Genomic DNA, 15,087 nt, shown 5'->3' with positions numbered 1-15,087 from the left:
GCGCCTCAATAAATCGGCGTGATCGTCATCTGCGGCAACGGCCGCGGCGCGCCTTGCGTCAGGTCGGGTTGCATGTCGCTCCACGCTTCCCCCTGGTGCACCAGTTGCCGCAGTAGCCTCGCCGATTCGTTGCGCTGGAAGTAGTCGGTGTACGCGTACGACGGCGGTTCGGTGTCGGGCGATTCGGGCAGGGCGTAGGCAGCGGCGTAGTCGGGAATGCGCAGCGCGGGGTCGTGCGTGCGTGCGACCTGTCGCGTGTAACGCTGCAGGCCCGAGGCGAGGTTGCGCCAGCGGATCCAGTAATGGTTCTCGAAGGAGAACGCGTTGAAGCGTTCGCCGGCCGCGGTGCCTTTCGCGGCGATGCGTTCCAGCACGGCTTGGGGCATGTCGAGGTTCAGGCCGCCTTCGTCGCCGTGCAAGGCGATGTGCACGATGCGGTCGCGTTGGCCCGGGGCGCGTGCGAGGAGAAGGTCGCGCCAGTTCTGCATCGTGGCGAGGATGCCGAAGAGGAAACCGGCGACAACCGCCGCGGCGTTGCCATCGCCCATGCGTTGATACGTGCGTTGCCAACCCTGCGCGTTGCGTTCCGGCAGGAACACCGCATCGCTGGGCGTGTCGTCGACGCCCGGGTACACCAGGTCGATCGCGAAGGTCGGCCACAGCGGCAGCGCCGCGTCGAACAGGTGGATCGGGAAGTTGCTGCCGATGCCGCCATCGGAAAACCACACCGGGCGCATCGCCGCGATATGCGAGGCGGTGCGTGCGCCACCCGTCGCGAGTTGGTCGGCGGTGTCGGCCTGCGATTGCGCGGGGGCGGGAGGCGCGCGTTCCACTTCCGGGTCGGGCGCGGCACGGCGCGCCGGTTCATGCAGCGGCACGGCGCTGACGAGGAGCGGAAAGCTCAGGCTCATGCGCGTGGCGACGAGGACGGGCAGCTGGTCGTCGGCGGGCAGCGGGTAATAGGTCTTGCCTTCGACCTGCGCCGGCGTGCCGCCGTTGGCGACCATCCAGTCGACGACGTCCTTCGGGAACAGGCGCTCGAATTCATCGCGCAGGAACCAGAAGCGCACGTCGCGGAAGGGGAGGGTGCGCGGTTCGCGATGCGAGATGCTGGTGGTGATCATGCGCAGCACGATGGCGTCGGGCGTCGCAGGCTCGCCTGCGAAGCGCGGCGCATTGCAAAGGTCGGCGAAGGTGAGGGGTGCGCCGGCGGCCTGGCCCGAGAGGCGTTGCAGGATCGCGTGCAGCCATTCGATGAGCGCAGGCCGCGGTGTTCGGGACCTGCCGCTGCACAGGCCGAACAGATTCCCGCGCACGACGCGCGCCACCCGCAGCACCGCGGAGATCGCCGCCGCCGCGTAAGCGCAGAACAAGGACGGCAACACCATCGCGAGAACGCCGCCTGCGTCCGCGAGCCAATACCCGAGCGCGAGCAGCAAACCGAACACGAGCGCGAATTCCAGCGGCGCCGTCGCCAGGACCGCACCGGCGATCGCGGCGATCTTCTTCCATCGCGACGCGGTGCCGGTGGCGCACACCAGCGCGCGATACGCATTGCGTGCGCCCCACGCGGGTTGGAACAAGCGCGCGATGAACCCTTGGGTCGTGAGTTGTGCGGCCACCGCCGCCAGGCCTTCGAACCCCGCGCCCTGCGCGTCGGAAACCGCCGCGCCCAGCGTCTTGCGCCGATCGCCGCAGGCCGCGGCCGCCGTCACCGCGGCGGCGATGGCACCGGCCGATGTCCCGCCGACACTCTTGAACCGGAACTCCCGGGCCAGGGCCAGCACCGCGTTCGGATACACGATGCCGCTCGTGATCCCGCCCTTCATCACCAGGTCGCAGTACTTCATCGCGATGCTCCATGCCGGTGCGATGGGGAAACCTTGGCCCTTGCGGCGCGGCGATGCAACGGGTCATGCTTCCACGATGCATATCCTCGTCTGCGGCGGAGCGGGTTACATCGGCAGTCACATGGCCCGCTGGCTCGCCTTGCGCGACCACCGCGTCACCGTGCTCGACAATCTCTCCACCGGGCATCGCGAGGCGGTGCAATGGGGCGAGCTGGTCGAAGCCGATGTCCTGGATCCTGCATCGCTCGCCCGGGCCTTCGAAGGCCGGCGGTTCGATGCCGTGATGCATTTCTGCGCGCGCTCGCTCGTCGGCGAATCGGTGGCCGACCCGTACGCCTATTACGCGGCGAACGTCACCGGCACGCTCAACCTGCTGGAAACGATGCGCGGGCAGGGCGTCGACCGGCTCGTGTTCTCCTCGACCGCCGCGGTGTTCGGCCATCCCGAGCGCGAGCGCATCGACGAAGACCATCCGAAGCAGCCGATCAATCCCTACGGCGCGAGCAAGTTGATGGTCGAACGCATCCTCGCCGATGCGGCCGCCGCCTACGGGCTGCGTTCGGTCGCGCTGCGTTACTTCAACGCGGCCGGTGCGAGTCCCGAGGCCACCATCGGCGAATCGCATTCGCCCGAAACGCACCTGATTCCCAACGTGCTGCGCGCCGCGCTGGGCAGCGGCGGCGGGCTCAAGGTCTTCGGCGAGGACTACGACACGCACGACGGCACCTGCGTGCGCGATTACGTCCACGTCGACGATCTGGCCGAAGCGCACCTGCGCGCGCTGTCCTTGATCGACCACCAGCCCGGCGCGCACACCTTCAATCTAGGCAACGGCCGAGGGTTCTCCGTGCGCGAGGTGATCGCCGCGGCCGAGCGGGTGAGCGGGCGGTCCATTCCCTTCGAGATGCTCCCGCGCCGCGCGGGCGACCCCGCAGTGCTGGTCGCCGCAAGCGACAAGGCGCGCGCATCGCTGGGCTGGGTGCCCGCTTACGACCGCCTCGAACCCATCCTCGAAACGGCCCTGCGCTGGCACCGCGACCAACGGTTCTGATCGCGTGAAGGCGCCATGACGGCGCCTTCTTCACAATTCCGGCTTTCCCGATCCTGCGGCGGCGCCGGAGCACCAAGTGGTCGACTTCGAAGCCCTGTTCCGCCAATCGCCGAACCCCTACATGGTGGTGGATCGCGAGCTGCGTTATCTCGCGGTCAACGACGCCTATGCGGCGATCCTGGGCACGACGCCGCAGGCGCTCGTCGGGCGCTGCGTGTTCGACGCCTTCCCGGGCGAGGTCAACGACCAGGGCGATTCGCAAAGCGACGCGGTGCGTCGTTCGATGCTGCGCGTGTTCGAAACCGGGCGTCCCGACATGCTCGCGCTGGTGCCGTACGCCATCGAGCGCGAAACGCCGGAAGGTCCGCTGGTCGAAGAGCGCTTCTGGAGCGCGACGCATACGCCCCTGTTCGATGCGGACGGCCGGGTGCACGCTGTGTTGCAACACACCACCGACGTCACCGATGTCGAACGCAACCGCGCCGAACTCGAAGCCGTGCGCCAAAGCCAGGGCGCGACGCCGGAACAACTGTGGCAGGGCGTCGTCTCGCGCGCACGCGCGGTGCAGGATGCGAACAGCGCGCTGGATGCGCAGCGCCGTTACCTGATGTCGCTGTTCGCGCAGGCGCCGGGTTTCATGGCCGTGCTTTCCGGCCCGGATTACATCTTCGAGATCGCGAATCCGGCGTACGAGGAACTCGTGGGCCGCACCGATCTCATCGGCCGCAGCCTGCGCGATGCATTGCCGGAGATCAGCGACCAGGGCTACTTCGACCTGCTCGACCAGGTGCGCGAGACCAGGCGGCGTTTCGTCGGGCGCGGGATGGAAGTGCGCCTGGCCTCGACCGCCGGGGCGTTGCATCCGCGCTACGTCGACTTCGTCTACCAACCGATCGTGGGCGCCGACGGGCAGGCGGCGGCCATCTTCGTGCAGGGCCACGACGTCACCGACCGCGAGGTCGCGCTGGATGCACTGCGCGTAAGCGAACAGCGCTTCCGCACCATCGCCGAGATGATCCCGCAGATGGTGTGGTCCACGCGGCCCGACGGCCACCACGACTACTACAACCACCAGTGGTACGCCTTCACCGGCGTGCCGGAAGGCTCGACCGATGGCGAAGGCTGGAGCGGTCTCTTCCATCCCGAAGACCAGCCGCGCGCGTGGGAACGTTGGCGCCACAGCCTCGCGACGGGCGAGCCCTACGAAATCGAATATCGCTTGCGCCACCGAAGTGGCGACTATCGATGGACGCTCGGCCGTGCGTTGCCGATTCGCGACGCCACCGGGGCGATCGTGCGCTGGATGGGCACGTGCACCGAGATCCACGAACAGAAGCTCGTGCAGGAAGCCCTGGAACGCAGCGAGTATTCGCTGCGCGACGCCGACCAGCGCAAGGACCGGTTCCTCGCCACGCTCGCGCACGAACTGCGCAATCCCCTCGCGCCGATCGCCACCGCCGCCTCGCTGTTGCGCCTGGCGCCCGGCGATGCGGACCGCGTGCTCGCCGCCAGCGACATCATCCAGCGCCAGGTCGAACACATGACGCACCTGGTCAACGACCTGCTCGACGTCTCACGCGTCACGCAGGGACAGGCGGTCCTGGACGTGCGCGAGATGGATCTCGCCCAATCCGTGCACGAGGCGCTGGAGCAGGTCGCGCCCCTGGTCGAACGCAAGCGGCACGTCGTGCGCGTGTCGCTGCCGGAGGGCCCGGTGCGCGTGCTGGGCGATGCGACGCGCATGCGGCAGGTGTTCGCCAATCTGCTCGTCAATGCCGCGAAATACACGCCCGAAGGCGGACACATCGACGTGCGCTTCAGTGTCGATGGCCACTTGGCATGCATCGAGGTGGAGGACGACGGTGTCGGCATGGAGGCCACCCTGATCCCGCGCGTGTTCAATCTCTTCGTGCAGGCCGAACCGACGCCGGACCGCAACGAAGGCGGCCTCGGCATCGGCTTGTCGCTGGTGCGCAGCCTCGTGCAACAGCATGGTGGGACGATCAAGGCCAGCAGCGCGGGGCTGGGGAAGGGATCGTGCTTCCGCGTGTGCTTGCCGGTGGATCTGCCGGTCGCGCCGCAACTCGCCGCGGTTTGATCAGTCGACGCGGTAAACGCGCGCGCCCGGTGTGTCGTCGTCGATGCGGAAGAACCAGCGGCCCGCGGCGCCGGGGACGAGCTTCACCTCGGGATTTTCGCGCGGTTTGTTCAAGGTGTAGTGGCCCTTGAGGACTTTCCAACGCTGCCCGTTGGCCAGCGTGAACTCGGTGCCCGGTTCCCACGCGGTCAGCGTGCCGACGAGACGCGTGAGGATGACGCCTTCGTCGTAGCCGAAGAACGACTTGCGTTGCTCTCCGCTTTCGGACGGCACCGTCGCGACGGACGCGCGGGCAGTTGCTGCTTCGTCGCGCAGTAAGCGATTGAGCGACGCGAGTTGCACGGGTTGCAGCGTATCCAGGCCCGTTTCGTGCATCTGCGCGGGCGTGAAGCGCCGTTCGAGGTCGACCCAGGGCGCCGCGGCCCACGCGGCGCACGCAGTGAGCAGCAACAGGAAGAGCAACCAGCGACGACGGTAGGCGGTCATGCGATTTCCTCGGCGGTGTTCGGCGCGCGTGTTTGCGTGCGCTGCCCATAGACAGTCAATACCTGCTGCATGAGCGACTCGTGGCTCCACGCGCGCGCATCACGCGGCCCGGCGGCGGAAAGCAGGGTCCGCAGCACCGGATCGCGCAGCACGCGGGTCACCCGTTCGGCGAAGCCCTCGACATCCTCCGGCGCGACCAGCGCCGACGCGGCATCGCGCAGCACCGTCGCGGTGCCCATCACCGCGGTGGAGACGATCGGCACACCGAGGGCCATCGCCTCGATCAGCACCAGGCCCTGCGTTTCGGTGGGCGAGGCGAACAGGAACGCATCCGCGCCGCGATAACAATCCAGCAACGTGGTGCGGCGATCGAGGTTCCCGAGGAACAGGACGTTCGCGTCGAGCCCGCGTTCCCGCACCAGGCGCCGCAGCCGCGCGGCATCCGGGCCTTCCCCGGCGATCACGAATCGCAGCGCGGGGAACTCGGGCAGGAGGCGCTGCACGACGTCGACGAGGAAGGCGATGTTCTTTTCGACGGCGAGGCGGCTCACCGTCGCGACGACGGGCTGCATGTCCATCAAACCGTGGCGCGCGCGGAAGGCCGCGCGATCGCCGCCGGTGAATTCGCTCAGGTCGATCCCCATCGGCAACACGGTGGCCGGCGTGTCGATGCCGTAGCGGCGCAACACGTCGGCCATTTCCTCCGTCGGCACGATCAGATGATCGACTTCGCCACACAACTTGCGCGACAGGCGCCGCGCGATCAAACGCGTCAGCGGTGGGGGGCACCAGGGCAGATAGTGCGCGACGTACTCCTCGAAGTACGTGTGGTAGGTCTCCACGACCGGCGCGTTGCACGCACGCCCGACCCGCACGCCAAGCGCATGCGCGCGAAACGGCGTATGCACATGCACGACATCCCAGCGGCGATGCGCCAGGCGCTCGAACACCGCCCGCATCGCGCTGCCTTTCATCAAACGATCTTCGGGATCGAAGAAAATCGTGCGCGCGGGGACGCGGATCACGTCGAACCCGGGCCCGAACTCCGCATCGCGCATGCGCTGCTCCTCGCGATGCGTGGCGCCGTAATCCGGGGCGACGAGCACGACGCGATGGCCCAGTGCGACCAGCGCCTTGGCGAAGGTGCGAATCGACGTCGAGACGCCGTTGATCCGCGGGAAGTACACGTCCGACACCATCAGGATGTCCATGCCGGCCACGGTATGGCAGGCCTGTGACACTTTTACGACGCGCTCAGGCCGCGCGACTGTCATCGAATCAAAACATCCGCCCACTAGCCTCTCGCGGCTCAGGGGGAATGCCATGCGATTGTCCAAGACCGACAAGGCACGCGATGCGTTGGGCGCGGGGAAGGCCGGCGCCGTGGACCTGCGCGACCGGCAGATCCTGATCCTCGCCGACGGCAAGCGGACGCGCGCCGAACTGATCGCGATGCTCGGCGTGCAACGCGTGGCGTCGATCGACCGCCTCGTGCGCGAAGGCTTCCTGGCCGCGACGGACGACGCGCCGGTGGTCGTGCCGATCGCGACACCGACTGCGATGGTGCCCGCGCCGGCCGCCCCCGGGAAACGCCGCTCACTCGCAGCCGCGAAGATGTACCTCATCGACATGTTGCAACTGCAGCGTTCGCCCACGGCGGCGGAACTGCGCCTGTCGATCCAGTCGACCAGCGATCCGGCGCTGCTGCTGGAGCGCCTGTTGGAAGCGCTCGCCCACCTGGTGGCGTCCACGCCGCGCAGTTACGGTGAACGTGTCTCCACGCGTTTTTCCGAAGTCGTGCCGGAAGAGGCGTTGCCGCGATTGCCGACGCTCGCGGCGTGAGCCGATGCGCGTTGCGCGTCGATCGCGCGCAGCATCTGCAGCGCCGCCGGCGTCCATACGCGCCAGTTGTGCCCGCCGTCGCGCACGAACACGTGCCGTGGGTCCAGGGCCGGTACGAACAAGGGCATCGCCTTGCGCAGCCGATCCTCGTCGCCATACGCCAGCCAGATGCGCTGGCTGCGCGCCGGATCGTCGGCGAGTTGCTTGATATAACGCCACACATCGCGCTGCCAGCTTTCCGCGGTGAAGCCTTGCGGTGCGCCACCGTTCCACTTGCGCACGCCGCCGGCAGTGTCGATTTCCAGCAGCAGGTCGAAGTCGCCGAGATACGGCGCGAGCAGGATCATGCCGTCGAGCTCGCCCGGAAACTGCGCGTCGTACATCAGCGTGCCCATGCCGCCCATCGATGCCCCGGCCATCCACACTTCGCGGTAGCCCCGCGCGCGCAGCGGTTCGATCACTTCGGTGCGCAGCCGTTTCGGGGCATCGCCTTCGCGGTAGAAGTCGAGCGTGAGTTCGGCGAACACCACGTCCGCATCCGGCCAGGCCTGGTGGATGGCATCGGCCACGCCGCTGTCGTGCAAGCGCCCAAGGTCATCGGCGCGACCGGGCAGCACGACGACGAGGCGATCGGCCTTGCCGCTGGTGGCGGGGACGGTCGCCGTCGGAATCGGCTGCGAGGGATCTCCCTTCGCCACGCACGCAGACAACAGTGCGGCGAACAACACGGCCAGCAATACACGAGGCATGTCGGTCATCCCTGAAGCGCGCGCGGAGAAGCGCGACGCTCGCATGCAGCCCCACAGTGCGGTGTGAATGCGCGCATTCCGGTTTGTGCAAGCGGCCGATGTTCAGGCAACAGTTGAAGTAACACGTTCGATTGCGCACTGAATGCGCGGGCGGATCACGTGTTTCTGACGTGCGCGACGGCACACTGCACACACCGGCAGACGACAAGCCGGAGCATTGGAAACCAACGGAGAAGACACACGATGGCCAACAATCAAAACGATCGCAACCAACAGAACACCGGTGGCCAGCAGGACCAGCAGGGCAAGCAAGCCCAGCAGGGCCAACAGGGCATGGGCAAAGATGCCGGCCAGCAGCGCCAGGCCAGCCCATCCGACAGCGACCGCGACATGCAGGGCGGCTCCGGCAAGTCCGGCACGTCCACCTCGGACCAGTCGCGCAGCAAGGACCAGAACCAGAAGCGCTGACGCACCCGCGGTGAAATGATCCACAGCCTCTGATCAGGGCTGACGACGGGAAGGCCGAAAGGGCTTCCCGTCGCCTTTTGTGCGATGCGCTAGCGCGCGCCCAGCGTTTCGAGCACGTTGCGTCCGTAACGTTCGAGCTTTGCGACGCCCACGCCCTGCACGCGTGCGAGCGCATCCAGGTCGCCCGGCTCCTGCAACGCGATCAGCCGCAGTGTTGCATCATGAAAAATGACGTACGCCGGCACGCCCTGTTCGCGCGCGACACCGGTTCGCCAGGCACGCAGCGCTTCGAACCGTTGCGCCGCATCCCCCGAAAGGTCCGCGGCAACTTCCGCATTGCGCGGCTCGCGCCGCCGCGGGGACTTCTCCGTTTCGGCGCGCAAGGTCAGCGCCGTCTCGCCTTTGAGCAATCCCGCGCTCGCGGAAGTCAAGCGCAAGGCGCCATGACCTTCCACGTCCACCGCCAACCACCCACCGGCGACGAGCTGCCGGAACACGCTGCGCCATTGCTTCGCATCGAGTTCGGTCCCGACGCCGTAGGTACTCACGTTCTCGTGCCCGAACTGGAACACCTTCTGCGTCTGCGCACCGCGCAACACGTCGATCACGTGCGCGGCGCCGAACCGCTGCCCGGTGCGATACACGCACGACAAGGCCTTCTGCGCGGCGACCGTGCCGTCCCAGCTGCGCGGTGGTGCGATGCAGTTGTCGCAATTGCCGCATTCGCCTGCGTGCGGCTCGCCGAAGTAGGCGAGCAGGGTTTGACGCCGGCACGCGGTGGATTCGCAATAACCGATCAGGGCGTCGAGCTTGCGGCGCTCCAGGCGCTTGCGCTCTTCGCCGGATTCGGACTCCTCGATCATGCGCTGCAACAGCACCGCATCGCCGAGACCGTAGGCCATCCACGCGTCCGCCGGATCGCCATCGCGGCCTGCGCGGCCGGTTTCCTGGTAGTAGCCTTCGAGCGATTTCGGCAAGTCCAGGTGCGCGACGTACCGCACGTCGGGTTTGTCGATGCCCATGCCGAAGGCGATCGTCGCGCACATCACGATGCCGTCTTCGCGCAGGAAGCGCCGCTGGTGCGCCGCGCGCTTTTCCGCATCGAGCCCGGCGTGGTAGGGCAGCGCGGAAAACCCCTGTGCGACGAGGAACTCCGCGGTCTGCTCGACCTTCTTGCGCGAGAGGCAATACACGATGCCCGAATCGCGCCGCCGCGCGCCCAGGAAGTCGACGAGCTGCCGCCGGCTGTCCGCCTTCGCGACGACGGTGTACCGGATGTTCGGCCGATCGAAGGAACTGACGAACTGCCGCGCGTCCTCCAGTTTCAGGCGCTCGACGATCTCGCGGCGCGTGGGCGCGTCGGCCGTGGCGGTCAGCGCGATGCGCGGGACATCGGGCCAACGCTCGTGCAGCAGCGTGAGTTGCCGGTATTCCGGGCGAAAGTCGTGGCCCCATTGCGACACGCAATGCGCCTCGTCGATGGCGAACAACGCGATGCGGGCGCGCTCCATCATCGACAGGAAACGCGGCGTCAGCAAGCGCTCGGGGGCGACGTAAAGCAGATCCAGGTCGCCATCGGAAAACGCGCGCTCGACCGACAACGCTTCCCCGGCATCGAGCGAGGAGTTGAGAAACGCCGCCTTCACCCCCAATTGCCTGAGGGCTTCCACCTGGTCCTGCATCAGCGCGATCAGCGGCGAGACGACGATCGCCGTCCCTTGCCGCAGCAACGCGGGGAGCTGGTAACACAGCGACTTGCCGCCGCCGGTGGGCATGAGCACCAGCGCATCGCCGCCTCCGGCGACATGCCCGACGATCTCGCCCTGCACGCCGCGGAAGGCATCGAAACCGAAAACGTGGCGGAGGACATCGAGGGCGGCTTGCGACATGCCGCTAGGATAACAAGCGCGACGCGCCGGCATTGCCGACGCGTCGGCGATTCAACCGGTTATTGCAGCAACGCGCGCAACATCCACGCGTTTTTTTCATGCACCTTCAGGCGCTGGGTGAGCATGTCCACCGTCGGGTCGTCGCCCGCGTGGTCGGCGATCTCCAGCGATTTGCGGTGCGCACGCGCCACCGCTTCGTTGCCCACCACGAGCTGGCGCACCATTTCACGCCAGTCGGTGTGTTCGACCTTGGTGCCCGGCTTGATGCTGGTCAGGCGCTGGAATTCGTCGTAGGAGCACGGCACGTTGTAACCCAGGGCGCGGATGCGCTCGGCGATCTCGTCGAAGGCCATCCACTGCTCGTTGTACTGGGTCTCGAACATCGTGTGCAGGCTGTTGAACATCTTGCCGGTGATGTTGAAATGGAAATTGTGGGTCTTCAGGTACAGCGTGAAGGCGTCCGCCAGGGAGACCATCAACACTTCGGAAATCTTCTTGCGGTCTTCGGCGCTGATCCCGATGTCGATGTCGGGGGCGTTGCCGCCGACCTGCGGGTCTTCCTGGAGAGTCTTGGCGGGGGTGGCCATGCGTTCGGTGCTCCTTCGCGTGGGTTGCGATCACAATAGTGGGGCGGGGTCGGCGACGGAAATCGATTGTTGCTGCCGTCGCGATAGTTTCGATCAATGGTGCTGGAGTGTATGGAAACGGGTGCAAAGGGCGCGTCATCGCAGGGCAGGCGGGCCATCGACGGGGCGTTGTCGAAGGATCGCGGGCGCCTGCTGGGCCTGTGGAACCGCTGGAACGCCAGGCCCGGCGATGAATCCGCGCGCGAGGCCTTTGCCGTCGCGCTGGCCCGCTCGGTCGAAGCGCGCGAGCTGCGCGCCGCACGCCTGCCGCAAGCGGCCGTGGACGACACGCTGCCCATCGCGGCCGAAGCCGACACCATCGTCGAGCTGATCCGACGCCATCCGGTCATCGTGATCGCGGGCGAAACCGGCTCGGGCAAGACCACGCAGTTGCCCAAGCTGTGCCTCGCCGCCGGCCGCGGGGCCGCGGGCATGATCGGTTGCACGCAGCCGCGTCGCATCGCCGCACGCGCGGTGGCGCGGCGCGTGGCCGAAGAACTCAAGGTCCCGATGGGCGGCGCCGTCGGTTACCAGGTGCGCTTCACCGACAACGTCTCCGAGCAGACCGCGGTGAAGTTCATGACCGACGGCATCCTGCTCGCCGAAATCCAATCCGACCGCTGGCTGTCGGCCTACGACACGATCATCGTCGACGAGGCGCACGAACGCAGCCTCAACATCGACTTCCTGCTCGGCTATCTCAAGCAACTGCTCCAACGCCGCAAGGACCTGAAGATCATCGTCACCTCGGCGACGATCGACACCGCGCGTTTCTCCGCGCATTTCAACGACGCGCCGGTGGTCAGCGTGGAAGGCCGCGGTTATCCGGTCGACGTGCGCTGGCGGCCGATCGAAGGCGAGGGCGAGGACACCGGCGATCGCACGGTTCTCGACGGCATCGTCGGTGCGTGCGACGAGATCGCGCGCGACCATCCCATGGGCGACACGCTGATCTTCCTGCCGGGCGAGCGCGAGATCCGCGATGCGCACCTCGCGCTCGAACGCCGCAAATATCGCCACACCGAAATCCTGCCCCTCTACGCGCGCCTGTCCGCCAAGGACCAGGATCGCGTGTTCAATCCCGGCCCGAAGCGGCGCATCGTGCTCGCGACCAATGTCGCCGAAACCTCGCTGACCGTGCCGCGCATCCATGCGGTCGTCGACCCCGGGCTGGCGCGCGTAAAACGGTACAGCCCGCGGCAGAAGCTCGATCGCCTGCACATCGAACCGATCAGCCAGGCCAGCGCCGACCAGCGCAAGGGCCGCTGCGGCCGCGTCGCGCCGGGTACTTGCTATCGCCTGTATGCGGAGACGGATTTCGAATCGCGCGCGCGCTTCACCGATCCGGAAATCCGCCGCGCGGCGTTGGCGGGCGTGATCCTGCGCATGTTGTCGCTGGGTTTGGGGCGCATCGAGGAATTCCCGTTCCTGGAACCGCCCGAACCGCGCGCGGTCGCCGATGGTTGGCAGCAGTTGTTGGAGCTGGGTGCGATCGAAGAAGGCGAGCACGGCGCGCGCAAGCTCACCGCCATCGGCCGGACGATGGCGCGCCTGCCCGTCGACGTGAAGCTCGCGCGCATGCTCATCGCCGCCAACGAACGCGGTTGCCTGCGCGAGATGCTGGCGATCGCCGCGTTCCTCGGCATCCAGGATCCGCGCGAGCGTCCCGCCGACCAGCGCGGCGCGGCGGACACTGCGCACGCGGAATTCGCCGATGCGAAGTCCGAGTTCGTCGGCATCGTCAAACTGTGGGATGCCTATCGGCAGTCGCACGAGGACCTCACGCAATCGAAGTTGCGCCAATGGGCGGAGAAGCACTTCCTCGGCTTCCTGCGCCTGCGCGAGTGGCGCGAACTGCATCGCCAGTTGAAGTTGCTGTGCGATGAACTCGGGTGGCAGCAAAACGCGGAGGACGCGCCCTATGCCGACCTGCATCGCGCACTGTTGACGGGCTTGCCCACGCAGGTCGGGAATCGCGGCGACCGCAACATTTACGACGGCCCGCGCGGGCGCAAGTTCCAATTGTTCCCGGGTTCGCCGCTGGCGAAAAAGCCGCCGCCGTGGGTGTTGTCGGCGACGTTGCTCGACACCGAGCGCGTATGGTCCCTGACCAACGGCACGATCGAACCGGAGTGGGCGATCGAGGCCTTGCCGCACCTGCTCGCGCGGCGACAGCACGATCCGCGTTGGGCGCGTTCGCAAGGGCGCGTCGTCGGAAGCGAGCAGATTTCCCTGTTCGGCCTGGTGCTCGCGCCCAAGCGGCCGATCCATTACGGCGCGCTGTTTCCGGAAGAAGCGCGGCAGATCTTCGCGCGCGATGCGCTGGTGACCGGCGAGATCAACACGCGCGCCGCTTTCTTGCCGCGCAACCTTGCAATGCTTGCGAAGGCGAAGGAAGAGGAAGCCAAGCAGCGGCGTACGGGCCTCGTGGTCGATGAGGATTGGCAGGCGCAGTGGTACCTGGATCGCCTGCCGCCGCACGTGCACAACGCGCAGGCGCTGGATGCGTGGTACGCGCGATCATCGAAGGAGCAGAAGGCCTCGCTGGACTGGTCGCTGGCCGACCTCATGGTGGGCGACGAAAGCGATGCGACGCGTTTTCCGCCGTATTTCCCCATCGGGGAAGCGCGCCTGGCGGTGCGTTATCGCTTCGAACCCGGCGCGCCCGACGACGGCATGACGGTCGTCGTGCCGCTGCACCTGCTCAACGCGCTCGATGCGCAGCGCCTGTCGTGGCTCGCGCCGGGTTTCGTCGCGGACAAGGCGAGCGCGCTGATCAAGTCGCTGCCGAAGGCCTTGCGGCGCAACTTCGTGCCCGCGCCGGATTTCGCGCGCGCATTCGCCGAAGCGTTCGCGCAGCCGACGGGGGATGCGATCGAAGGGGAATTGGCGCGCTTCCTGCAGAAGCTGACCGGCGTGGCGATTTCGGCGACCGAGTTCGATCCAGCATCCATCGATTCGCACCTGCACGCGAACCTGCGTTTGCTCGATGTGGTGAAGCCCGGCAAGGAGGCACCGGTCCTCGCCGAATCGCGCGACCTGGCCGACCTGCGCGCCCGTTTCGGCGCGCGTGCCGAAGCGGCCTTCGCCGCACGCGCCGCGGAGGGCCTCGCACAGCAGGGCCTCGTGCATTTCCCCGAACAACCGATTCCCCCATCCGTGCCCGGCGCCGGCGGCGTGCCCGCGTATCCGGCGCTGGAGGATCGTGGCGAATCGGTCGCGCTTACCGTACACGCCAGCCGTGCCGAAGCCGACCGCCGACATCCGCAGGGCGTGCGTCGCCTGCTGCGCCTGGAGCTGGCCGACAAACTGAAGCAAGCGCGCAAGCAACTCCCGATCCAGCCGAAGCTCGCGCTGCTGTACGCCGCGATCGAATCGGCCGCGCCGCGCGACCTCACCGGCAACGATTCCGATCGCCTGCGCGCCGATCTCATCGAAGGCGCATTCGCCGCTCTCGCCGCCGACGGCCTGGAACAGGTGCGCGACGCCGCCGCGTTCGACGCGCGCCGAGAGGCGATCGCCAGGGGCCTGTTCCCCGAAGCGACTGCACGCCTGCGCCAGGCCGAAACCATCCTCGGCCTCGTCGCCGAAGTCCGGGCAGGCCTGGACAGCAAACTCGTGGGCTGGGCCAGCGGCAATCTCGACGACATGCGCCGGCAGCTTGCCGCGCTCGTGCCGCCGGGATTCCTGCGCGACGTGCCGGCGCCCGCACTCGCCGAGTATCCGCGCTACCTGCGCGCGCTGGTCCTGCGCAGCGAGCGCGCCTTGCGCGATCCGGCCCGCGACCAGGCCCGCATGCTCGAACTCAAGCCGTTCGCCGACGCGGTGGCCGATGCCGCCGCCGATGCGACGCGCGATCCCGAATGGCAGGCGCTGCGTTGGGACCTGGAGGAGTTGCGGGTGTCGTTGTTCGCGCAGGAACTCGGCGCGCGCGCGGGTGTCTCGCCCAAACGGCTCGCCGCACGCCTGGCGCGCCTGCGCGAATGAACGGCGCTCCCGCGCCCTTCGCACAAGGCGCGGTACTGTAG

Annotated in this window: 11 protein-coding genes; 5 read left to right on the top strand and 6 right to left on the bottom strand. The window is 67.6% G+C overall.

The genetic code is table 11. From position 1 onward, the window contains the following. Window positions 1-5: 5 nt before the first annotated feature. Window positions 6-1,850 carry an RpoH suppressor gene (locus ACXJJ8_RS11310; RefSeq protein ID WP_499030002.1) on the bottom strand — a complete coding sequence of 615 codons (1,845 nt, stop codon included), beginning with the start codon at window positions 1,848-1,850 and terminating at the stop codon, window positions 6-8. Window positions 1,851-1,926: 76 nt separating this feature from the next. On the opposite strand from ACXJJ8_RS11310, the gene galE reads away from it, so the two are divergent. Both galE and ACXJJ8_RS11300 read left to right on the top strand, forming a co-directional pair. After that, on the top strand, window positions 1,927-2,901 hold the full coding sequence (gene galE / locus ACXJJ8_RS11305; RefSeq protein WP_499029999.1) for a UDP-glucose 4-epimerase GalE: 975 nt from the start codon (window positions 1,927-1,929) through the stop codon (window positions 2,899-2,901). A gap of 76 nt (window positions 2,902-2,977) precedes the next feature. Beyond that, on the top strand, window positions 2,978-4,999 hold the full coding sequence (locus tag ACXJJ8_RS11300; RefSeq protein WP_499029996.1) for a PAS domain-containing sensor histidine kinase: 2,022 nt from the start codon (window positions 2,978-2,980) through the stop codon (window positions 4,997-4,999). Here ACXJJ8_RS11300 and ACXJJ8_RS11295 read toward each other — a convergent pair whose 3' ends face one another. Both ACXJJ8_RS11295 and ACXJJ8_RS11290 read right to left on the bottom strand, forming a co-directional pair. Next, a complete protein-coding gene (locus tag ACXJJ8_RS11295; RefSeq protein WP_499029993.1) occupies window positions 5,000-5,485 on the bottom strand; it encodes a hypothetical protein in 486 nt (161 codons plus the stop codon). It abuts the gene before it with no gap. Then, the gene (locus ACXJJ8_RS11290; RefSeq protein WP_499029990.1) at window positions 5,482-6,696 is read right to left on the bottom strand and encodes a glycosyltransferase; all 1,215 of its coding nucleotides are present in this window, start codon (window positions 6,694-6,696) and stop codon (window positions 5,482-5,484) included. Before ACXJJ8_RS11290 ends, ACXJJ8_RS11295 begins: the two co-directional genes overlap by 4 nt. A gap of 112 nt (window positions 6,697-6,808) precedes the next feature. Here ACXJJ8_RS11290 and ACXJJ8_RS11285 point away from each other — a divergent pair, with 112 nt between their 5' ends. Continuing rightward, complete coding sequence (locus ACXJJ8_RS11285; RefSeq protein ID WP_499029987.1) at window positions 6,809-7,327, top strand: hypothetical protein; 519 nt, start codon at window positions 6,809-6,811, stop codon at window positions 7,325-7,327. On the opposite strand, the gene ACXJJ8_RS11280 is transcribed toward ACXJJ8_RS11285, so the two are convergent. Then, entirely contained in the window at window positions 7,246-8,076 is an 831-nt protein-coding gene (locus tag ACXJJ8_RS11280) for an alpha/beta hydrolase-fold protein (RefSeq protein WP_499029984.1), read from the bottom strand. The genes ACXJJ8_RS11285 and ACXJJ8_RS11280 overlap by 82 nt on opposite strands. Window positions 8,077-8,319: 243 nt before the next feature. Here ACXJJ8_RS11280 and ACXJJ8_RS11275 point away from each other — a divergent pair, with 243 nt between their 5' ends. After that, on the top strand, window positions 8,320-8,544 hold the full coding sequence (locus tag ACXJJ8_RS11275) for a hypothetical protein (RefSeq protein ID WP_499029981.1): 225 nt from the start codon (window positions 8,320-8,322) through the stop codon (window positions 8,542-8,544). Between the two features lie 89 nt (window positions 8,545-8,633). Here ACXJJ8_RS11275 and recQ read toward each other — a convergent pair whose 3' ends face one another. Beyond that, window positions 8,634-10,433: a DNA helicase RecQ gene (gene recQ / locus ACXJJ8_RS11270; RefSeq protein ID WP_499029978.1), complete on the bottom strand. Its 1,800-nt coding sequence runs from the start codon at window positions 10,431-10,433 to the stop codon at window positions 8,634-8,636. Between the two features lie 59 nt (window positions 10,434-10,492). Further along, window positions 10,493-11,020 carry a Dps family protein gene (locus ACXJJ8_RS11265; protein WP_499029975.1) on the bottom strand — a complete coding sequence of 176 codons (528 nt, stop codon included), beginning with the start codon at window positions 11,018-11,020 and terminating at the stop codon, window positions 10,493-10,495. A 111-nt stretch (window positions 11,021-11,131) separates the two neighbouring features. On the opposite strand from ACXJJ8_RS11265, the gene hrpA reads away from it, so the two are divergent. Beyond that, the gene (gene hrpA, locus ACXJJ8_RS11260; RefSeq protein WP_499029972.1) at window positions 11,132-15,046 is read left to right on the top strand and encodes an ATP-dependent RNA helicase HrpA; all 3,915 of its coding nucleotides are present in this window, start codon (window positions 11,132-11,134) and stop codon (window positions 15,044-15,046) included. Window positions 15,047-15,087: the final 41 nt, after the last annotated feature.

Source organism: Lysobacter sp. P5_C4 (genome assembly GCF_054049695.1).
This window is presented reverse-complemented; position numbering and strand designations above follow the sequence as displayed.